This window comes from Candidatus Levibacter sp. Uisw_134_01 (assembly GCF_047717795.1).
Lineage (GTDB): Bacteria > Pseudomonadota > Alphaproteobacteria > Puniceispirillales > Marisalimonadaceae > Marisalimonas.
Genome location: NZ_CP159808.1, coordinates 1,028,866 through 1,050,099 on the forward strand (window position 1 = coordinate 1,028,866; position 21,234 = coordinate 1,050,099).

Consider the following 21,234-nt stretch of genomic DNA (forward strand, 5'->3'; position numbering starts at 1 on the left):
TAAATATTAATGAAATAAATGTTTTAAATAAAAAAATAAACTTTTAAAAATTCTAAATGAGATATATGAAGTTAATCTAACTAATAATGCTCCATAGAAAGCTACAGAGCGATGTAAAGGATTAGTTGTTGCATGGTGACTTAAATAGGGTTAAATAATTTTGAACAGTTTTTACAATAAAAGTATGAAATTATTGATATTTTCATTTATATTGGCTCTCAATTTTAAACATTTAGCATATTCACAAACATCAAATTTTGAAAACAAGATATCCGAGCCACCTTTGTGTTCAAATAATAGAGGCGAGAAAGTTTATTTCAAAAATCTTAATTCTAAAACAGGAAGATTTACTGCAGGAGTTGCTAAAAGAGACATAAATGGTTTACCAATAATCTATAGATTTAATTACCAAAAATCATCAAAAGCACTTCAACTGTTTATAGACTTTCATGAATGTGCTCACCATCAAACTGGTGTTTTAGAAAAAAAACCTCCAAAACAAAATAGCTTTGAATACATGATGAAAGAAAGTATTGCTGATTGCTTAGCTACAATTCGAATTAAATCAGATAAAATTAATGGACAGTTTTTAATTAAAGAAGTTCTTGTTGAATTAAAAAAAGATATGACGATTATTGGTTTTTCAAAATCTATAATTGAGAGCAGAGAGATGAATATTAAAAAATGCTTTAAAAAAAATATTTCATTGTCAACATATATAGATGACATTCTAAATAAACGTAACTTAAAGTAGAAAAATATATAACTTAAACAGTAACTTAATAAATGAAATGGCGGATGGGGTGGGATTCGAACCCACGGAAGGCTTTCACCTTCGCCGGTTTTCAAGACCGGTACTTTCAACCGCTCAGTCACCCATCCAGCATTGAATTTTTTTAAACTAGGTTCACATTGATGGCAAGTAAAATCTAGTTAAATATTATTACTAATTAATAATTTTAATTTTTTGACTATAAATTAATATATTTATTTTTTTTTATTAATAAGTGTTTAAAGTAAAAATGCTTTTGAAAGGAATACAATTATGTTTGTTTTTAAATATGTTATAATTTATTTATTCTTTTTTATATATTTTCCTTTAACTTCTTATGCTAGTTCTTCTGATAATAAATTTAATACTTTTATAAATGATATTTCTAACGACGCTCAAAAAAAAGGTATTTCTGCAAAGGTAATTAAGCAATTCAAAAAAAAGGCCTATTTTATTCCTAGAGTTATTGAACTTGATAGATCTCAACCTGAGTTTAAACTAACTTTAGATCAATATTTAAAAAGAGTTGTCACTCCTCTTAGAATTAAAAAAGCAAACAAAAAATATAAAGAAAATAAAATCCTTCTAAACAAAATTGCTAAGCATTATGGTGTCCAGCCAAGGTTTATAGTTGCTTTGTGGGGTATTGAAACAGATTTTGGAAGATTAACTGGAGGGTTTTCAGTTATATCATCATTAGCTTCGTTAACTTTTGATGGAAGAAGACATGATTATTTTAAAAAAGAATTATTTAATGCTCTTAAGATTATTAGTGATGGACACATTTCCTTAAATAAAATGACTGGATCTTGGGCTGGTGCAATGGGTCAATGTCAATTTATGCCCTCTAGTTTTTTAAATTATGCAAGTGACTGGGATAAAGACGGCACAAAAAATATTTGGACTTCAAAACCGGATGTGTTTGCTTCAGCTGCTAATTACTTAAACAAAGTTGGCTGGTCTGACAAAAAAACTTGGGGAAGAAAAGTTTTTTTAGGTGATAATAAATTTGAGCTTAATAAAAAATATATTTCTTTAAAAAAGTGGTCATCTAAAGGAATTCTAAATACTGATAAAACTAAGCTTCCTCAATTAGATTTAAAAGCTAGACTTGTTATTCCTGACAACTATGGTAACTATGGTTTTTTAGTTTATAGCAATTTTGATTCTCTTCTTAATTGGAACAGATCTAATTATTTTGCAATAGCTGTCGGCAACTTGTCAGACTCAATAAGTGAAAAATAATATATGTATTCTAATTCAATAGGCTTAAAGTCAAATAATTTAATCCAATTAATACTATTATTAATTTTATTACTTTTATTACAAAGTTGTACATCAGGTATTGAGGTTGCTGCAAATTTAGGGAAAAAATATTTCATTCCAAATAACAAAAAGAGTGATTCTTCAAATGCTGTTTTTAAAATTGGTAAAAAATATAAGATAAAAGGAAAATATTATTTTCCAAAGAAAGATCTCTATTATAACAAAACTGGAATTGCTTCTTGGTATGGTCCAAAATTTCATGGTAAAATTACAGCAAATGGTGAAGTTTATGATCAATATGCTCTAACCGCAGCTCATAGAACATTACCTCTTCCTAGTGCAGTCAAAGTAACTAACTTAGAAAATAACAAATCCATCATTTTAAGAATTAATGATAGGGGACCCTATGTTAATGATAGAATTATAGATTTATCATCTAAAGCAGCCGATATCCTTGGTTTAAAAAAGAAGGGAACAGGTCTTGTTAGAGTTACTATTCTAAAGGAGAAAAGTAAAATCCTTGAAAAGCTTGCTAAAAAAGGATATTTTCCTGAAATCAAAGATTTACCTAAACTAGAACTGCCTCAAGTAAATGTTCCAAAAATTAATAATGTTAAAGTTGTAGGTTCAAAGAAAAAAATATTAAAAAATAAAATAAACTATGATGTTAATAATTTAAATAAAGAGTTTAAAATTTTTATAAAATTAGCATCCTTTAGCTCTCTTAAATCAGCACAATTAATGAAAAAAAAGCTTTCATATGTTGAAAATGTAAAAATTTATAAAACAATGTCTCGTGACAAAGAATTTTTTCAAGTTAAAGCAGGTCCGTTTTTAGATGTTAAAAAAGTTGATGCTTTGCACTATTTACTATTAAAAAAGGGAATGCAAGGTGCTCAAATTGTTGTTGAATAAAATTTCATGAGGTTATTAATGCAAAAACAAAGAATAAATTTTTACTTATTATTTTTCTTTTTATTAAGTTTTAATTTTATATGGATGAAAAAATCCATTTCTCAATTACTAGATATTAAGTCTCCAGCAAAGCAAGTAATAATCTACGATCATGAAGCTGATGAAGTTTTGTTTGAAAAAAATGCTGATCAAATTATGAAACCTGCCTCAATGGCAAAAGTAATGACAGCTTACATAATATTTGACAAACTTAAAGATCAGTCATTGCAGATGTCAGATACTTTTTTAGTATCTAATAAAGCCTGGCGTATGGGTGGTTCTCGATCTTTTCTTGAACTTAATACTAATGTAAGTATTAAAGATTTACTTCTAGGTTTGATAGTTCAATCTGGAAATGATGCTGCTGTTGTCCTAGCAGAAGGTGTTTCTGGAGGAGAGGAAGCATTTGCAAGGGAAATGAATAGATATGCTAAAATTTTAGGTATGAATAATACTTATTTCACCAACGCAACTGGCTGGCCTCATCCAGATCTAAAAACAACTTCTAGAGATCTAGTTATTTTAACACGCAATATAATAAATAATTTTCCTAAATTATACGAATTATTTAATGAAAAGATTTTTAATTACAATAATATTAAACAATCTAATAGAAACCCTCTATTATATTCTATGAATGGAGCTGATGGCTTGAAAACTGGCCATACTAATGAGTCAGGTTATGGACTAATTGGATCAGTTAAGAAAAATAATAGAAGGGTATCAATTGTTATAAATGGCCTTAATAGTAAAAAGAAAAGAACATTTGAAAGTAAAAGGCTCTTTAATATAGTTTTTAGAGAAACTGCTTTATTATCATTATTCAATGATAAGAAAAGCCTTGCTAGTGCAAACATATGGTTGGGCAAACAACCTCAGGTAGATTTAGTTGCAGAAAAAGCATTTAAAAAAATTATTTCTCCATTGGAATTGAATAAAACTAAGATAAAGATTCAATGGAAGGATCCAATAGCCGCTCCAATTACGAAAGGCGATAAAGTGGGAGATATTTTAATAGACATCCCAGGAAAAGAATTAATTAAACAGAATATTGTTTCAACTCAAAACATTGATACAATGTCCACGTTTATGAAAGCAAAATCTATTTTAATGTATTTGCTTTATGGAGAATTTGTTGTCAAATAACTATTACAACAAATCAAAAAAAGGTCTTTTTATTTCTTTTGAAGGTGGTGAGGGTGTTGGAAAGAGCACTCAAATAGAGTTATTAAAAACATCTCTTACAAAAAAAAAAATTAATGTACTCTCAACAAGAGAACCAGGAGGGACTAAAGAAGGTGAATTAATCAGAAAATTTTTAGTTTCAGGTGAAATAAACTCTTGGGATACTTACTCTGAATCACTGTTATTTAATGCCTTAAGAAGAGAACATATAAATAAAATTATCAATCCTTCATTATTTAAAGGGGATATTGTTTTATGTGATAGATTTATTGATTCAACTATTGTTTACCAAGGAGTAGGGGGGGCGATTAATCAAACCCTGTTGTTAAGTTTACATAAAAATTTCTGTTATGATCTTTATCCTGACATAACTTTTTTTTTAAGTCTTGATCCTAAAGTAGGTTTAGATAGAACTTTATCTCGTAACAATAAAACAGAAAATAGATTTGAAAATATGGGATTATTATATCATCAAAAAATACAAGATGGTTTTAAAGCTTTAAGTGACAAAAATAATAAACGATTTTTTGAAATCAATGCTGAATTATCTGTTGAAAAAATTTCAAATCAAATTTACGACCATGTTATTTCAATAATTAAATCAAATGACTAATACAGCATTAAGCAATACATTTTTTTTTAATGATGAATTAAAAGAAAGTATATTTAATGCCATTTCTTCAAATTATATCAACTCCTTTATAATATCCGGGCCTGAAGGTTTAGGCAAAACAAATTTTATAATTAATTTATCTAAGTTTATTTTATGTGAACTAGAAAACGAAAATTCATTAAATTTAAGTAAACTTAAAAATTCAAAAAACATTTTTGATAATATTATTAAAAATAAATCCTTTTACTTATTTGACAATGGGTCACACCCAGATTTTTTTCATTTAAAAAATACAATCGAAAATTTAGGAAAAAAAATTCCTATTGATGAAGTAAGAAAATTAAAATCTTTTTTTCACAAGACTGTTTCCGTATCAAAAACTAAAGTTGCAATAATAAACAAAATAGAAGATTTAACCATAAACTCACTAAATTCACTTTTGAAAACTATTGAAGAATTACCAGAAAATTCATATATTTTTATCATATCAAACAAGCCTTTGAACATAATTGAAACTATAAAGTCAAGGTGTACTTTATTTTATATTAATTCACTCAACGAAATTGATTTTAATTATTTTATAGAAAAGAATTTTTCTAATGTTTCTCTCGAAGAGGCTAGCTTTTTATCAAGTATTAGTAATGGTTCTCCAGGTTTAGCTAAAGAATTAATAGATAACAAAACATATAATATTTATGATAATTTACTGGATGAAATTATTGATTATCATGCATCTACTTTGTTTTTAGAAAAAATAAACAACTTATTTTCAGTTAATGAAAAAAACAACGCTTTTTTATTTTCAAGTTTTCAACTAATAATTAACGATCTTATAAAAAAATCCACTTTTTATTTAAACACTAAAAAGTTTGTTGATTGTACTTTAACAAAAGAAAAAACTTTAATTAAATTAATTTTAAATCACAATAATGGTTTAAAGCTTTTGAATTTACATTCAAAATTTGATAGATATATGAATTCTGCTGATTTAGTTAATTTAAATAAGTCTGAAATAATTATCGATACTTTAAAAGATTTGTTAGGCAAGTAGTTTTAAAAGCTTTTATATGAAAAACACTTATTACATTACAACTCCAATTTATTATGTAAACGACCTTCCTCATATTGGTCATGCTTACACAACATTATCTTGTGATATATTGGCAAGATTTAAGCGTCTTGATGATTTTGATGTTTTTTTCTTAACAGGGACTGATGAACATGGTCAGAAAGTAGAGACAGCTGCAAATAATAAAAACGTTAAACCTCATGATTTTGTAGATGAAGTATCACAAAACTTTAAAAATCTACTTAATTGTATGAATTTTTCGACTGATGACTTTATTAGAACAACAGAAAAAAGACATATTAAATCCTGTCATAAAATTTGGAATGCCCTTATCGATAATGGTCATATTTATTTAGGCAAATATGCGGGTTGGTATGCAGTAAGAGATGAGGCTTTTTTTTTAGAGTCTGAACTAATTGACGGAAAAGCACCTTCTGGTGCACCAGTTGAATGGGTTGAAGAACCTTCTTATTTTTTTAATTTGTCAAAATGGCAGGATGAATTGCTTTCTTTTTATGATGAAAACAAAGATTTTATATCACCTATTTCAAGAAGAAATGAAATTCTTAGTTTTGTTAAAGGAGGATTGAAAGATCTTTCTGTTAGTAGAACAAGTTTTTCTTGGGGTGTAAACGTTCCAAATGACGATAATCATATCATGTATGTATGGCTTGATGCTCTTACAAATTATTTGTCAGCTTGTAATTATTCTGAAGATGATAAAAAAGATTTTTTTTCTAAATATTGGCCTGCAAATATTCATATGGTAGGCAAAGATATAATTAGATTTCATGCTGTTTATTGGCCCGCGTTTCTTATGGCAGCTAAATTGCCACTACCAAAGAAAATTTTTGCACATGGATGGTGGACTAATGAAGGTAATAAAATATCAAAATCATTGGGAAATGTTATTAATCCATTTGAAATAGTTGAAAAATACGGCATTGATCAAGTTAGATATTTTTTGATGAGGGAGGTGCCTTTTGGTAATGATGGAGACTTTTCAAATTCTCAATTAGTGAATAGAGTAAACAGTGATCTTGCTAACAGTTATGGAAATCTTTTTCAACGTGTAGTGTCGATGATTTGTAAGAACTGTGATGAAGAAGTGCCTTTAAAACCAAAGAATTTTAAAATTGAAGATTTGATTTTAATTAATTCTATCAAGGATCATATAGATGATTACAGGTTTTTAATTGATAATCAAAAATTTGATCAATATTTAAAAAATATTTGGATTACAATAAGCAATGCTAATAAATATGTAGATGAACAAGCTCCATGGTCCCTAAAGAAAAGTGATTTTTCTAGAATGGAGGATGTTTTATATATTTTATTAGAGACAGTAAGGCAGGTGTCTATTTTACTTCAACCTTTTATGCCTGTTTCATCTAAAGCAATTCTGGATCATCTAAAAATAGCAGATGATGAGAGAGATTTTAAGTCGCTTGGTAAGATGTATGAAGGTGGTATTAACATTTCAACACCATTACCATTATTTCCTAGAATTAATTAAATGAAAGTTATATGAGTTATTTAATAGATACACATGCACATTTGGATTTTCCAGAATTATACTCCAAACTTGATTTAATAATAGAAAACGCTAAAAACCAAAATGTTTTGAAAATTATTACTATCTCAACAAATTTAAACAAAATTAGAAAAATTATTCAAATTTCAAATGATTATGATGTTGTTTATTTTACCGTAGGAGTCCATCCAAACGAAGTTTTAAAGGATAAAGACTATGAAAATTACTCTCTTATATCTGATATTTCGAATAATTTAAAATGTGTTGGAATAGGCGAATGCGGTCTGGATTATCATTTTGGAAATGAAGATAAAGAAAAACAGAAATTATCATTTATAACTCAGATAAAAGTAGCAAGAGACAAGAAACTTCCATTAATTATTCATTCACGAGATGCAGACGAAGATATGATTGATATTTTACAAGATGAATATAAAAAGGGGGCTTTTAAAGCTATTCTTCATTGTTTTAGTTCAGGTAAAGATTTAGCATTATGTGGCCTTGATCTAGGTTTTTATATTTCTTTTTCAGGAATAGTAACATTTAAATCTGCAAAGTTAATACAGGAAATTGCGTGTATTGTTCCTAAAGATAGAATATTAGTTGAGACAGATGCTCCATATTTAGCCCCAACTCCTTTTAGAGGATCTGTTAACGAGCCTAAAAACTGCTTTCATACAGCAAAATTTCTATCAGAAATTAGAAATAGTGATTTTAACGATTTTACTAATCATTTATGTATGAACTCTCTAAGAATTTTTGATAAGATGTTAAAATGAAAAGTGAACTTAAAATAACTGTATTAGGTACAGGAACGTCTGTAGGCATTCCTGCTTTAGGTAAGTTAGGTTGGGGCAAATGTGACCCTAATAATCCAAAAAATAAACGTCAAAGGTGTTCTATTTTAATTCAAAATGAAAATACAACTATATTAATTGATGCTGGTCCTGACATAAAAAATCAATTAATAGAACATAACATAAAGAAAATAGATGGTGTGCTTATTACTCATCAACATTCTGATCATATTTCAGGATTAGATGAATTAAGACCATTTTATTTTTACAACAGAGAAAAAATAAAGTTATACACTAATTCTGAAACATCCATTTTTTTATTAAACAGATTTGATTATCTATTTAATAGAAATAAAAACTCTCAATCTTATTTTGAACCACCATTAGAACTTATAAATATAGATTATTATCAAAATTTAATGGTTAATAATATTTCTATTCACACAATTAAGCAACATCATGGTGTTATAGACACACTTGGCTTTATTATTAACAATACATTTGCTTATTGTACTGACGTCGTTTCTTTTCCAAAAGAGAGTTTAGAATGTCTATATAATCTAAATACTATTATTATAACTGGTTTAAGGTCTGCACCTCATACTGCTCACGCTCATTTTGATCTTACCTTTAAGTGGTTAGCTGATTTAAAGCCACGTATTGCATATTTAACACATTTAAGCCCAGAGTCAGATCATGATACAGTAACAAAATTGTGTCCATCTGGTGTTTATCCAGCTTATGATGGTTTAGTTATTAATATTTAGTTTACATAATATATATTATGCGACAAATGTATATTATTTATTATACAATATATTATATCACCTACTACGGTTATTATAATTAACAAACTTACATAATCATATAACAATTAATAAAAACAATAAGTTATTAAATTTAACTAATAATAAAATTAAATTAAAAATTTAAAATATCTAATAAATTGTGTCTTATAAATTTATAATATAATCTGGATATAATTTAATTTAGATGGAGATATTAATGTCTATAAAGCCTTATGGTTCTACTTCAGGAAGAAAACATGGAAAACCAGGAATAGAGATAAGACCTTCTTCTAAAACTGTAGATGCCCATTGTCATCTTCATGTTCAAGAAGCAGCAGACCTCGTCCAAGGAATATTTGACCAACAAGATATCCCTGCTTTTAGACATGCCAACCAAATTACCACAAATCAAAATATTCAGCAGGTTAAAGATAGATTTATGGATTTAACTAATGTTGAAACAAGATTAAAAAAAATGGACTCACAAGGCATTGATCTACAAGTTTTGATACCTGTTCCCTTTCAGCATTATTGTAATATAAAAAGTGAAGTTGCATTCAAAGCTATAGAAACTATTAATAACAAACTTTCAGAAACAGCTAATAATCGAAAAGATAGGTTTGTTGCATTAGGAACTCTTCCAATGCAGAACGGTGATATTGCTGTCAAAGAAATGGAAAGATGTGTAAATGAACTTGATATTAGAGGCTTTCAGATTATTACATTTCAAGACGGGAAAGAGTTATCACACCCTTCTTATGATGGTATTTGGGAAACAGCTACAAAGTTAGATATCCCTATTTTTCTTCATCCTAATGGTTATCCAGAAGGAGAAAGATTAAAAGATCATTATTTCATTAACATAATTGGCAACCCCATGGACACCACTGCTGCTCTTCACCATTTAATTTTTGATGGGACAATGGAAAAAAATCCAAATTTAAAAATCTTTGTTGCCCATGGTGGTGGTTATCTACCGGCGTATTCAGCTAGAATTGATCACGCCTGGGGAGCCAGGCCTGACTGTAGAGGCAACAATCTCAAGCATATGCCATCAGACTACCTAAAAAGAATGTATTTTGATACCGTTGTATTTTCATTTGACCAACTAAAATATCTTGTAGATAAATATGGAGCTGATCATATAATTATGGGTACTGATTACCCCTATGATATGGCTGAAGATGATCCTATAGAACATGTTATGGGAACTGAAGAGCTTTCAAAAGATCAAATTGAAATGATTACTGGTGGCAATGCCTGCTCATTATTCAAAATAAAGTAAGAAGTTTATATTGAAAGAAAATCTAATTATAGCTGGTTATCAAGGCTCTGGTTCAATACACACCAAATCAGTTGAATATTTTATTGATGAATTAAGTAGTGAATTCATTACTGATTTTATAATGGATATCACAAATGATGGAGACAAAGCCTCAAGTTTAATCGAGAAGACACAACTAGGAGAAATACACGCTTCATACTTATTATCTAGTTATTTTGAGAAAATATTGCCAGAAATCCAAATTTTAGACTTACCTTATTTATTCAATAACAGAAATGAAGCATATAACTCATTAAAATCAGATTTATTCAATTATATAGATAATAAGTTAAAAATTAAAAATTTAAAACTATTAGGTTTTTGGGACAATGGTATTAGACATATAAGTTCTAAAATAAAATTAATAAAAAATCTTTCTGATTGCAAAGGACAAGTAATACGAACCACCCCTAGCCCACTTCATATAGAAATTTTTAGAAAATTAGGATTTATACCAAAACCTCTAGATGTAAGAGATTTTAAATTAGCTGTAGAAAAAAATGATATAGATGCACAAGAAAATCCTTTAACTAATTACTGGAATTTTGGAGTATATAAAAAACAGGAATTCGTTTCTTTAACATCACATATTTTTGGGTTTTGTTTATTTGTAATTAATGATGATTATTTCAATAAATTGTCAGATTTAAACAAGAAATTCTTAATTAAAAAATCTAAAGAAACAACTAAATTTCAAAGAAGGTTAGCGATTAGTGAAGATGATATCTTGATAAAGAAAATAAAGTCAAAAAACTTAAAAATTGAAAATATTGACAAAGATTGTTTAGAGGATTTTAAAAAAGCAACAAATAATTTTCATGAAAATTACTTTCAAACTTACCCTCATATGAAAGAGTATATTAAAATTTAATAAATATTTTATTTTACAGGCCTTAAGAAATCAAAATCAGCCCCTTTATCTGCTTGAAGCACGCTTTCATGGAATATTTTATCGTAACCCCTTCTTTTAATTTCTGTATTACTTTTTTTGCTCTTTTTTCTGATTGTTATTTCTTCATCAGATAATTTAAGTTCTAATAATCTTTGTTTAACATCTAATTTTATAATATCGCCACTCTTTACGATGTCTAAAGTTCCACCAGCGGCAGCCTCTGGACAGACATGCAAAATAATTGTTCCTGCTGCAGTTCCACTCATTCTTCCATCAGAAATCCTTACCATGTCCTTAACACCTTGCTTAGCTAATTTTTTAGGAATAGGTATTAAGCCTGCCTCAGGCATGCCTGGCGCTCCTATTGGTCCAATATTTTTCAGGAGAAGAATACTGTCTTTAGTAACATTTAAATCATCACTATCAATTCTATTCGCTAAATCTTGAAGATTCTCAAATACCTCAACAACACCTTCATGAGCTAACAATTCTTTGCTTGCTGCTGATTGTTTAATTATAGCCGATCTTGGAGCAAGGTTTCCTTTTAATACTGCTATACTACCCTTATCAAAAATAGGATTTTCAACTTTTCTTATAACTTCTTGCTTCCAATTATATTTGTTTTTATCAATAATTTCTTTGATAGTTTCGCCCGTGACTGTAATAGCATCTAAATAAAGATAATCTTTTAATTCATTTAAAATTCTAGGAAGCCCTCCTGATTTAAACAAATCTTCCATATAACCAGAACCAGACGGCTTTAAGTCAACAATCATGGGTGTGTCTTTTGTCATTTTATCAAATTCATTAAGATCAATGTCTATCCCAAGCCTGCCAGCCATAGCTGTCAAATGAACTATTCCATTAGTTGATCCCCCAATTGCAGACAAAACAGTCAATGCATTTTTGAAATTTTTTAAAGTTAAAAAACTTTTTGGGTTCAATGATTTACTGGCTATTTCAACAGCCACTTTACCAGTTTCCTCTGCAATTCTTTTTCGTTCAGCAGAAACGGCTGGTGCTGAAGCCCCATTTGATATCATCATGCCAAGAGCTTCAGTAATTAGTGCCATTGTACTGGCAGTGCCCATTACACCACATGTTCCAACAGTAGGAACTAACTGATTATTAACTTCATTAATCTCAGCAAGATCTATTTCTTCTGCTCTGAATTTTGCCCAATAACCTCTACAATCAGTACAAGCCCCTACTCTCTCTCCTCTATGAGAGCCAGTGAGCATAGGTCCAGTAACTAGTTGTATAGCAGGAATGTTTGCGCTAAACGCACCCATTAATTGAGCGGGTACTGTTTTATCACATCCGCCTATTAAAACACATGCATCCATTGGCTGGGCTTTCATCATTTCTTCTGTATCAATTGACATCAAGTTTCTTAAATACATAGACGTTGGATAAGCAAAAGATTCATGAATACTTATTGTAGGAAATTCTAATGGTATGGCACCTGAAGATAATATCCCAGCTTTCACACTTTTTATTAAATCTGGCACATTTCCGTGGCACGGATTATAGTCACTATAAGTGTTAGTTATTCCTATAATTGGCTTATTAAGCATCTCTTCTGAATAACCCATCCCTTTGATGAAGGCCTTTCTCAAAAAAATTGAAAACTCACTATCCCCATAGTTGGTGAGATTCTTATACATACCTGAGGTTTTTTTTGTCATCTCAATAGATCCTTAATAAATTTTTGATAAATATGTAGATAAATTAATTTAATAATTCTTTCGTAATATTATCCTTGGTAAATGGCAATGTTTTTATTCTTTGACCAAGGGCGTTACACAATGCATTTGAAATTGCGGCTCCAGTAGGTCCTGCTACTACCTCACCTACACCTAAATAAGCACAACCTTTTTGGTCAATTATACTTGTAGTAAAAACAGGAATATTATCAAAACCTATAATTTTATAACTATCCCAATCTTTAGAAATTATTTCTTTTGAGTCAAAAATCACTTCTTCGTATAAAGTCCAACTGGCTGCTTGAATAAATCCACCTTCTACCTGCGCTTTTATGCCATCTTCATAAGCAATTTCTCCAGCATCTACAGATATCCAAGCATGATTTAATTTAATTTCTAAATCATCGGTAACATTTAATTCTACGCCTACTGCACAATATGCCGCAGAATTTTTATATCTTGAAAACGCTATGCCTCTAAAGCTATCTTCTTTAGGTTTAAAAAAGTCCATTTCTTTTTTTAGGCTCTTAAGAATAGCAATGGCACGCTCATCATCTAAATGATTTATTCTAATGTCAAAAGGATCTATATTTTTAATTGATGCCAAATCATTTAAAAAACTTTCAGATGCTGTTATATTAGCGAAAGCACCTAAAGTCCTTAATGCAGATGTCCTCAATGGCAAATCGTGAACTAAGTTTTTTACTAATCTATTTTCTTTGAAATTATATATTGGATCTAAATTTCTATGTATACCCATATGAGCGGATGTTTTAGGTTTTGATTTTGTTTTTACAAAATTATTAGTTAAAAATTTATAACTTATGAAATTATTTAATTCTATATCTGATGGTCTTGACAAATATGTATCCGAATAAGCCTCATTTGACCAATAAACAATTTCTCCATCATCATTAATAGCTCCAAAAACTTTGTTTAAAGATGCGCTTCCATAAGGCTCCCACGAATGTTCATCTTCACGTGTCCATTTTAACAAGATATAACGCTCAGGATATCCCTTTGCGATCACAGATGCTTCAAATGCCACGTCATCAGCACCATTATGACCATAGCAACCTGAGCCAGGCATAAATTTCAAAGTGACAAGATTTGGATCAATATCAAAATACTTGCTAATAGAGTGTTTTAGAGCAAAGATTGATTGGCTATGTGAAAATACAGTAAATTCAATGTCATTATAAATAGCACAACTGGCAGATGGCCCTATAGGTCCATGCATTAAATAACTTTTTTTAAAGATCGTTGATAATGATTTAATTTTTGGATCATTAAAAGATTTTTTTTCTGGTATCTCTTCATAAAAAGCCTCTCCTCCAGATTTAACTAACAATGATTCCTTTTCATGTTTTTCAAGAGAACTAAATACATTATTACTAGATAATTGCTGTTTTTCTTCCCAAAAAATATTGTTTTTAGCAATTTCCAAGAATTTGATAACCAAAAATTCATCAAGCGACAGAATTGCAACGAAAGAGCCTTTAACAAAAAGTTCAATCTCATTCTCAACAAGTCTTTTTTTAAAGTCTTCATTTATTTTGATTAATTTGCAGTGATAAGAAGGAGGCCTTACTATTCTAGCATGTAACATTTTAGGGAAATTAATATCATGAACATATTTATATTTTCCTGTAACGATTTCATTGATGGTTTTTAATTCTATTTTTTGATTATTTTCATAATTAATTTTTTTAAGAGAGTTCTCATCAAAAATTTCAGGAATAATGACTTCTCTAAACTCATCAGTTTTAGAAAAATCCCAATAAGAAATAGTTTTGTTAGAATTCTTATCTTTTATAACTCCATTTTCAAAAAGAATATCTTCATTTTTAATTTTAAGATTTTCTAACGCATAATTTAAAAAACTTATTTTAAGAGCAATAGAAGCAGCCTTAACAGCAGATCCTGAATTTGCAACAGATAAACTACTTGCAGTAATACCTTCATTAGGTGAAATATCAGTGCTTAATTTAATAATTTCTATTTGATCATATTTAATTTCAGTGATTTTAGAGGTAATTAATGCCAGTGTAGAGCTAATATGCTGTCCTATATCAACTTTACCAGAGTAAACTTTTAAAATTCCGGGATTACTGAAATCAAACCAATGACTTAATTTGTTGTAGGTATTAATACTAGGGCCGCTATTAAATTGATTCATTATATTAGTAAACCTAATTTTCTATTAAACTATCAATGGCCCTTAACACCACAGAATGAGAACCGCAACGGCACAAATGACCATCTAAAGCGTTTTGAACTTGTTGAGACGATGGGTTTTTGTTTTTATCAAAAAGTGCTGTAACAGTGATTATAATTCCACTTGTACAATAACCACATTGAGCTGCGTTAAATTTTCTAAAAGCCTCTTGCACATGATTTAATTTACTTTCAATTTGCAGCCCTTCAACAGTGATAATTTCTTTTTTTTCGCATTCAATTGCTAATAAATTACATGAAAGTTTTTTTTCACCATCGATAATAACGGCGCAACTACCACATTGTTCAAGGCCACAACCAAGTTTAGTGCCGGTTAATCCAAAGTCATCTCTGATGACATAAATAAGTGGTTTGTCATTGTGAATATTTATCTTCTTACATAATCCATTTATATTTAATTCACATTCAACTTTTGACATAACAAACCTTGAGAATATTTATTAATTAATTAATTAACTGAATAAATATGTATAAATAATTGTTATTTAACAATATTCATAATATTTTATTTTGCCTTTTATTTCATCTTGCAGTCCAGCCACCATCTACAAGTATACTTGAGCCTGTCATTAAAGAAGAAGCTTCAGAGGCCAAAAATACAAATGGACCCATCAAGTCAGTTACTTCGCCTAATCTACCAATAGGTATCATTCCAATAGTAGCTTTTTTAAAGTCTTCATCTTTTAAAAATGGTTCAGTCATTGGGGTTTGAATAAAGGTAGGACAGATTGCATTAACTCTTATACCATCCGGCCCTAATTCAATTGCTAATGATTTTGTAAAACCTTCAATGGCAAACTTACTTGAACAATATGTAGTTCTATTAGGCCCACCTACATGCCCCATCTGTGAAGAAACATTAATTATAGAACCCTTTATATTACTATCTAACATTTTCTTAACTACTAATTTTGTTAGACTTATTACAGATCTTACATTTAAAGACATCACATAATCAAAGTCTTCTATTTTTGTATCTATTAGTTTTGCAGGCCTATTAGTGCCTGCATTATTTATCAGTATATCAAAAGGCTCAGCATTATTTATAAAATTTGATACCTCATCTTCATTATTGACATCCAATACTTCATAAGAACCTTTAAAGCCTTGGTTGTTTATGTGATCCGTTAAATCTTTTAATTCTTTTTCTGTTCTAGAAACCAAAGTAACGTTTGCACCAGATTCTGCTAAAGCAATAGATGCGCCCATTCCAATTCCTCGACCAGCTCCAGTAACTAAAGCTCTTTTTCCATCCAATCTAAAACTAGGTAATTTAGGGTAATTCATAACGATCTCCTATTCTGCTGAGGCATATGGCTTGATATTTCTTCCACCATATCTTCTAACTCTAATATTTGCTTGTTCACCATGGCCTGAAAAACCTTCTAGCGCACATAATCGTGAACAGTATTCTCCAACGAGAGCAGATGCTTCATCAGTTAACACTTTTTGATATGTACAAGTTTTTAAAAATTTACCAACCCATAAACCACCTGTATATCTTGCGGCTTTTTTAGTTGGTAAAGTATGATTTGTTCCAATTACTTTATCGCCAAAAGCTACATTTGTTCTAGCTCCTAAAAACAAAGCTCCGTAATTAGTCATATTTTTATGAAAATAATCAGGATCTTTTGTCATTACTTGAACGTGTTCAAATGCTAAATCATCAGCAACATTTACCATTTCATCTATATCGTCACAAACAATAACCTGACCATATTCATTCCAAGATTCCGAAGCGATGTGAGCTGTAGGTAATATTTTTAATTGTCTTTCAACTTCTTCAATTGTATCTAATGCTAATTTATTTGATGTTGTTAACAATATTGCTGGGCTTGTTGGACCGTGTTCAGCTTGACCTAAAAGATCAATAGCACAAATTTCAGGATCAGACGTTTCATCAGCAATTATTAAAGTTTCTGTAGGTCCTGCAAACAAGTCTATACCAACACGCCCAAATAATTGTCTTTTAGCTTCTGCCACAAACATATTTCCAGGGCCAACAAGCATATCAACACCTTTTATTGATTCAGTTCCAATGGCCATCGCTGCAACTGCCTGAATTCCTCCAAGACATAGTATTTGATCTGCGCCTCCCATATGCATTGCAGCCACAATTGCTGGATGGGGCTTACCTTCTTGAGGTGGCGCTGATGCCATAATATTTTTAACCCCAGCTACTTTAGCAGTTAAAACTGACATATGTGCAGACGCAACCATAGGATATTTTCCACCAGGAACATAACAACCAACAGCATTCATTGGAATATTTTTATGACCTAACACAACGCCAGGTAAAGTTTCAACTTCTATGTCTTTAATTGATTCTAATTGTTTTGTTGCAAAATTACGAACTTGAGTTTGAGCAAATTTAATATCTTCTATATCTCTTTTGTCTACTTTACTTATTGCGTTTTCGATCTCTTGTTCAGTTAATACAAAATTTTCAGGTTCATAATTATCAAACTTTTTAGATAACTCCCTAACTGCAGCGTCCCCTCTATTGCTGACATCAGAAAGAATGTCTTCTACAGTTTTTCGAACTTCAGCATCTGCATCAATTATTTCATTCTCAGATTTTCCTTCTTTTAACCACTTGGCCATTGCACCCTCATAATATTAAGATTTTGATGTTATAATTATTTTAAATATTTTCAATTAAGAAATTTTTCCATTCCAAAAAGTTAATGGATCCATATTTGAAATACCATATGAAGTTACTTTACCTAGTAATATCTTATGGTCTCCTCCTTCATAGTCATTCCACTTAGTACAATCAAACCAAGCAAGAGTATCATTAATTAAAGGAAATCCATTTTCACTTAATTTCCAATTAATATTTTCAAATTTATCATTTAATGGTGAAGCAAAATGATTACAAAGTTTAACTTGATCTTTTGATAAGATATTTACAGCATATCCATTTGCATCCAAAAACAAAGAATAACTAGGTTGTTTCTTAGCTATACTCCATAGCACAAGAGGAGGATCAAGAGAAACTGAAGAAAAACTATTAACCGTCATTCCAATAGGTTTATTTTCTTTATCAATAGCTGTTACAACGGTTATTCCAGTTGGAAACATTCCAAATGCTTTTCTCAAATCTTTGTTATTTTGTGTATTCATTTAACCTAAACTCTTTAAGATTTTATTAAACTTTATAAATTAATTTCTTGTTAACATATTTTAGTGTATAAGAAGTAATTATTTATTTATATGATTTATATCAACTTAACTGATAAATAGAGAAGTTCAATGTCAATTTCTATTAAGCAATTAAAGGCATATGTCGCAGTTGTAGAAGAAAATTCATTCAGTTTAGCTGCAGAAAGACTAAACGCAACTCAATCAGGAATGTCTATGTTAGTTCAAAATCTTGAACTTAGCATTGGTAAAAAGTTAATTAATAGAGCTCCAGGCAAAATGCTATTAACTGATAGTGGAAAAAAATTTTATAACGATTCACTTGAAATATTAAGCTTAATGGAAAAAGCAGTTATTGAAGCAAAAACAGATACAAAAGAAATATCGGGTGTCTGTAATTGTGGATTAATGCCTACATTTACAAGGTCTGCTCTTCCATCTACTTTATCAAAGTTTTTAGATGAATTTCCAAAAGTTGATGTAAAAGTAACAGAAGCTTATTCAGGCGTTTTAGAAGAAATGGTTAGATCAAATAAATTAGATTTTGCTATTGTTCCCTCTATTAAAAATACAACCGGGTTAAAAGTTGAGTTTATATCAAGCGACTTAAACTTTCTTGTGACAAAAAAAACATCCAATTTCAAACATTTAGAGCCAATAGTATTATCTAAACAACAAAATATAAAAATAATTGTTCCTGGTCCTGACAACTCAAGAAGAATTGCATTAAATGAATATTTCACAACTCACAATGTCAATATTTTAAAAACATTGGAAATGGATGGAATGATAGGAACTTTAGAACTTATTGCCTCTAGTGATTGGTGTTCTGTGTTACCTGCTGTTTTATGTGATTTAGATTTAGATGGCACTATAAGAACTTTATCACCCTTAATTTCTCCAAACTTTACTACAGAATACGTATTAATTACCTCTGCCAGTAAAGAATTAAATCCAATTAGTAAATTATTTAGTGAAAAAATTTCAAAAGAAATAAAAATAATTTCGTCAAAAATGAATAATTATTTAGCCACTTAACTTAAATCATTTAAAATGATTTATATTATACAATTTTATGATTTGATAAGAAATGAACTCACTTTAAAGTAAAAGAGTAATATTAGATGGGGATAATATTGTTTAATTTTTTAAAAAAAACACCAGAATTATTACAATCTATAGCAGCTGTTTGGCTCATTTTAGTTGCCTTGACAATTTTTGCAGAAGTAGCTTTTAGAAACTTAGGTATTTTTCTTGGTGCTGATCAAGTTGTTCAAAACTCAGTCCCTGCAATTGTTTTCCTTCAAGTTCCATTTGCTATAGCTTCTGGAACAATGTTGAGAACAACTTTAATTTATGATTTTTTTAAAAGTAGAGGAAAAAAAATAATCAACATTATTTCTTATTCAATCGGAATAATGCTTTTTGTTGGCATAGCTGTAGGTGGCTGGACTGATATGATTAAAGGTTGGGAAATAAAAGAATACCAAGGTATTGGTGCCATTGAATTCCCTGTATACCCAATCAGAACTGTTATAATATTTTGTTCTATTATTGTTGTATTTATTTACATATCTCTAATAACCAAAACATTTTTATCCAAAAACAAATAAAAGTTAAAAGGAAAGATTACATTGGGAATTGATTTAGATACATTAATGATTTTAACACTGATAGGCATGTTGCTGGCTATTTTTTCCGGTGTTCATATTGCACTTGCACTTGGTGCCACGGCAATGATTGGAACTTATTTCATTTTTGAAGACTTATATATGGCAGCCAGTCAAGTTGGCGGTGCAGCATATGAATTAATTCGAGACCACATTTTTATGACAATTCCATTATTTGTTCTCATGGGTGACTTTTTATCAAGAAGCGGAGCTGCTGGAGATCTGTATACATTAATAAATAAAGGCCTTAAAGGTGTTCCAGGTAGACTAGGTGTTGCTACAGTTACTGGCAATGCCGCTTTTGCAGCAGTTACAGGAACTTCTATAGCATCGGCAGCTGCATTTTCTAGAATAGCATGGCCTGAAATGAAAAAAGCTGGATATGACCCAAGACTTGCAGCCGGATCAATTGCTGGTAGCGCATGTCTTGGAATGTTAATACCACCAAGTGTATTGCTTATAGTGTGGGGTATTATAACTGAAGACTCTATAGGTAAATTATTTGTTGCAGGAGTTATCCCTGGTATAATTTTATCTTTAATGTTTGCTTTTTATAATCTGTCAAAAGCGGTCATTAATCCTAAGTTAGCTCCAGAACCAGACAGTATTGGAGACACTGCAAAAATTAGTAGCAAGCAATTTTTATCTGGTATGTCAATTATTGGTTTAATTATTGTTGTATTAGGAGGTATTTGGGGAGGCATTTTTACGCCTACAGAAGCTGCTGGCATGGGAGCTTTAGCCAGCTTTGGAATAGCTCTTTTTAAAGGTATGAGGTGGAAAGGAATTGTGGAATCGGTTATTGATGCTGGAAAAACTTCTGCTCCAATAATGATACTTTTAATAACCGCTGGTATGTATTCACGATTTTTATCTTTATCTGATATTGACTCAGTCATCGTCGACGCTATGACATCATTTGGATTAAATGATACTATGATTTTAGTCATGATGGTTGTGATTTGGCTTATTCTAGGTATGCTTTTAGATTCTATATCTATAATATTATTAACTGTGCCCTTATTTATTTTAATGGCTGGGGACATGAACCCTTATGCATTTGCAATTTTTGGTATCTTAGCTATAGAAGCAGGTTTACTTACGCCTCCTTTTGGGCTTATAGTTTATACAGTTAAAGGTGTTTTAGCGGCTGGTGGAGACAATGTGTCTCTTGGATTAATATTTAAGGGTTCTATTCCTTATTGGATAATGATGCTAGTAGTCATGTTACTGGTAGCTTTTTTCCCTGAAATAGCAAGCTGGCCTACACAATTTGTTTAGT

20 protein-coding genes and 1 tRNA gene are annotated in these 21,234 nt (G+C 29.9%); 14 read left to right on the forward strand and 7 right to left on the reverse strand.

Annotated features, from left to right (window positions below; translation table 11 throughout):
• Positions 1-160: 160 nt before the first annotated feature.
• Positions 161-754, forward strand: coding sequence for a hypothetical protein (locus ABXT66_RS05400; protein ID WP_443644641.1), 594 nt, complete (start codon positions 161-163; stop codon positions 752-754).
• Between the two features lie 38 nt (positions 755-792).
• On the opposite strand, the gene ABXT66_RS05405 is transcribed toward ABXT66_RS05400, so the two are convergent.
• Positions 793-882, reverse strand: a tRNA-Ser gene (locus ABXT66_RS05405).
• A gap of 163 nt (positions 883-1,045) precedes the next feature.
• On the opposite strand from ABXT66_RS05405, the gene ABXT66_RS05410 reads away from it, so the two are divergent.
• The 10 genes from ABXT66_RS05410 to ABXT66_RS05455 all read left to right on the forward strand — a co-directional run bounded on the left by ABXT66_RS05410 (position 1,046) and on the right by ABXT66_RS05455 (position 11,173).
• Positions 1,046-2,017 carry a lytic murein transglycosylase gene (locus ABXT66_RS05410; protein WP_443644642.1) on the forward strand — a complete coding sequence of 324 codons (972 nt, stop codon included), beginning with the start codon at positions 1,046-1,048 and terminating at the stop codon, positions 2,015-2,017.
• 3 nt (positions 2,018-2,020) lie between these two features.
• Positions 2,021-2,953, forward strand: a complete 933-nt coding sequence (locus ABXT66_RS05415) for a septal ring lytic transglycosylase RlpA family protein (RefSeq protein WP_443644643.1) — start codon at positions 2,021-2,023, stop codon at positions 2,951-2,953.
• Between the two features lie 18 nt (positions 2,954-2,971).
• On the forward strand, positions 2,972-4,138 hold the full coding sequence (locus ABXT66_RS05420; RefSeq protein ID WP_443644644.1) for a D-alanyl-D-alanine carboxypeptidase family protein: 1,167 nt from the start codon (positions 2,972-2,974) through the stop codon (positions 4,136-4,138).
• Positions 4,128-4,790, forward strand: coding sequence for a dTMP kinase (gene tmk, locus ABXT66_RS05425; protein ID WP_443644645.1), 663 nt, complete (start codon positions 4,128-4,130; stop codon positions 4,788-4,790). Before ABXT66_RS05420 ends, tmk begins: the two co-directional genes overlap by 11 nt.
• Entirely contained in the window at positions 4,783-5,841 is a 1,059-nt protein-coding gene (locus ABXT66_RS05430; protein ID WP_443644646.1) for a hypothetical protein, read from the forward strand. Before tmk ends, ABXT66_RS05430 begins: the two co-directional genes overlap by 8 nt.
• A gap of 16 nt (positions 5,842-5,857) precedes the next feature.
• Complete coding sequence (metG, locus tag ABXT66_RS05435; RefSeq protein ID WP_443644647.1) at positions 5,858-7,375, forward strand: methionine--tRNA ligase; 1,518 nt, start codon at positions 5,858-5,860, stop codon at positions 7,373-7,375.
• Positions 7,376-7,386: 11 nt separating this feature from the next.
• Positions 7,387-8,172, forward strand: coding sequence for a TatD family hydrolase (locus ABXT66_RS05440; RefSeq protein WP_443644648.1), 786 nt, complete (start codon positions 7,387-7,389; stop codon positions 8,170-8,172).
• The gene (locus tag ABXT66_RS05445; protein ID WP_443644649.1) at positions 8,169-8,957 is read left to right on the forward strand and encodes an MBL fold metallo-hydrolase; all 789 of its coding nucleotides are present in this window, start codon (positions 8,169-8,171) and stop codon (positions 8,955-8,957) included. The genes ABXT66_RS05440 and ABXT66_RS05445 overlap by 4 nt, the downstream gene beginning before the upstream one ends.
• A 238-nt stretch (positions 8,958-9,195) precedes the next feature.
• Complete coding sequence (locus tag ABXT66_RS05450) at positions 9,196-10,263, forward strand: amidohydrolase family protein (RefSeq protein WP_443644650.1); 1,068 nt, start codon at positions 9,196-9,198, stop codon at positions 10,261-10,263.
• Between the two features lie 10 nt (positions 10,264-10,273).
• The gene (locus ABXT66_RS05455) at positions 10,274-11,173 is read left to right on the forward strand and encodes a TRAP transporter substrate-binding protein (protein ID WP_443644651.1); all 900 of its coding nucleotides are present in this window, start codon (positions 10,274-10,276) and stop codon (positions 11,171-11,173) included.
• 8 nt (positions 11,174-11,181) lie between these two features.
• On the opposite strand, the gene ABXT66_RS05460 is transcribed toward ABXT66_RS05455, so the two are convergent.
• The 6 genes from ABXT66_RS05460 to ABXT66_RS05485 all read right to left on the reverse strand — a co-directional run bounded on the left by ABXT66_RS05460 (position 11,182) and on the right by ABXT66_RS05485 (position 18,264).
• Positions 11,182-12,882: an IlvD/Edd family dehydratase gene (locus ABXT66_RS05460; protein WP_443644652.1), complete on the reverse strand. Its 1,701-nt coding sequence runs from the start codon at positions 12,880-12,882 to the stop codon at positions 11,182-11,184.
• Between the two features lie 43 nt (positions 12,883-12,925).
• Positions 12,926-15,079: a molybdopterin cofactor-binding domain-containing protein gene (locus ABXT66_RS05465; protein WP_443644653.1), complete on the reverse strand. Its 2,154-nt coding sequence runs from the start codon at positions 15,077-15,079 to the stop codon at positions 12,926-12,928.
• Positions 15,080-15,092: 13 nt separating this feature from the next.
• Positions 15,093-15,557: a (2Fe-2S)-binding protein gene (locus ABXT66_RS05470; protein WP_443644654.1), complete on the reverse strand. Its 465-nt coding sequence runs from the start codon at positions 15,555-15,557 to the stop codon at positions 15,093-15,095.
• Positions 15,558-15,660: 103 nt separating this feature from the next.
• Positions 15,661-16,425, reverse strand: coding sequence for an SDR family NAD(P)-dependent oxidoreductase (locus ABXT66_RS05475; RefSeq protein WP_443644655.1), 765 nt, complete (start codon positions 16,423-16,425; stop codon positions 15,661-15,663).
• A gap of 9 nt (positions 16,426-16,434) precedes the next feature.
• Entirely contained in the window at positions 16,435-17,742 is a 1,308-nt protein-coding gene (gene hisD / locus ABXT66_RS05480; protein WP_443644656.1) for a histidinol dehydrogenase, read from the reverse strand.
• 54 nt (positions 17,743-17,796) lie between these two features.
• Positions 17,797-18,264 (reverse strand): flavin reductase family protein, encoded by a 468-nt coding sequence (locus tag ABXT66_RS05485; RefSeq protein WP_443644657.1) that lies wholly within the window; start codon positions 18,262-18,264, stop codon positions 17,797-17,799.
• Between the two features lie 129 nt (positions 18,265-18,393).
• Between ABXT66_RS05485 and ABXT66_RS05490 the strand changes: the two genes are divergently transcribed.
• The 3 genes from ABXT66_RS05490 (at position 18,394) to ABXT66_RS05500 (ending at position 21,233) form a co-directional block, all read left to right on the forward strand.
• Complete coding sequence (locus tag ABXT66_RS05490) at positions 18,394-19,320, forward strand: LysR family transcriptional regulator (RefSeq protein WP_443644658.1); 927 nt, start codon at positions 18,394-18,396, stop codon at positions 19,318-19,320.
• A gap of 98 nt (positions 19,321-19,418) precedes the next feature.
• A complete protein-coding gene (locus ABXT66_RS05495) occupies positions 19,419-19,895 on the forward strand; it encodes a TRAP transporter small permease subunit (protein WP_443644659.1) in 477 nt (158 codons plus the stop codon).
• 21 nt (positions 19,896-19,916) lie between these two features.
• Positions 19,917-21,233 (forward strand): TRAP transporter large permease, encoded by a 1,317-nt coding sequence (locus ABXT66_RS05500; RefSeq protein WP_443644660.1) that lies wholly within the window; start codon positions 19,917-19,919, stop codon positions 21,231-21,233.
• Position 21,234: the final 1 nt, after the last annotated feature.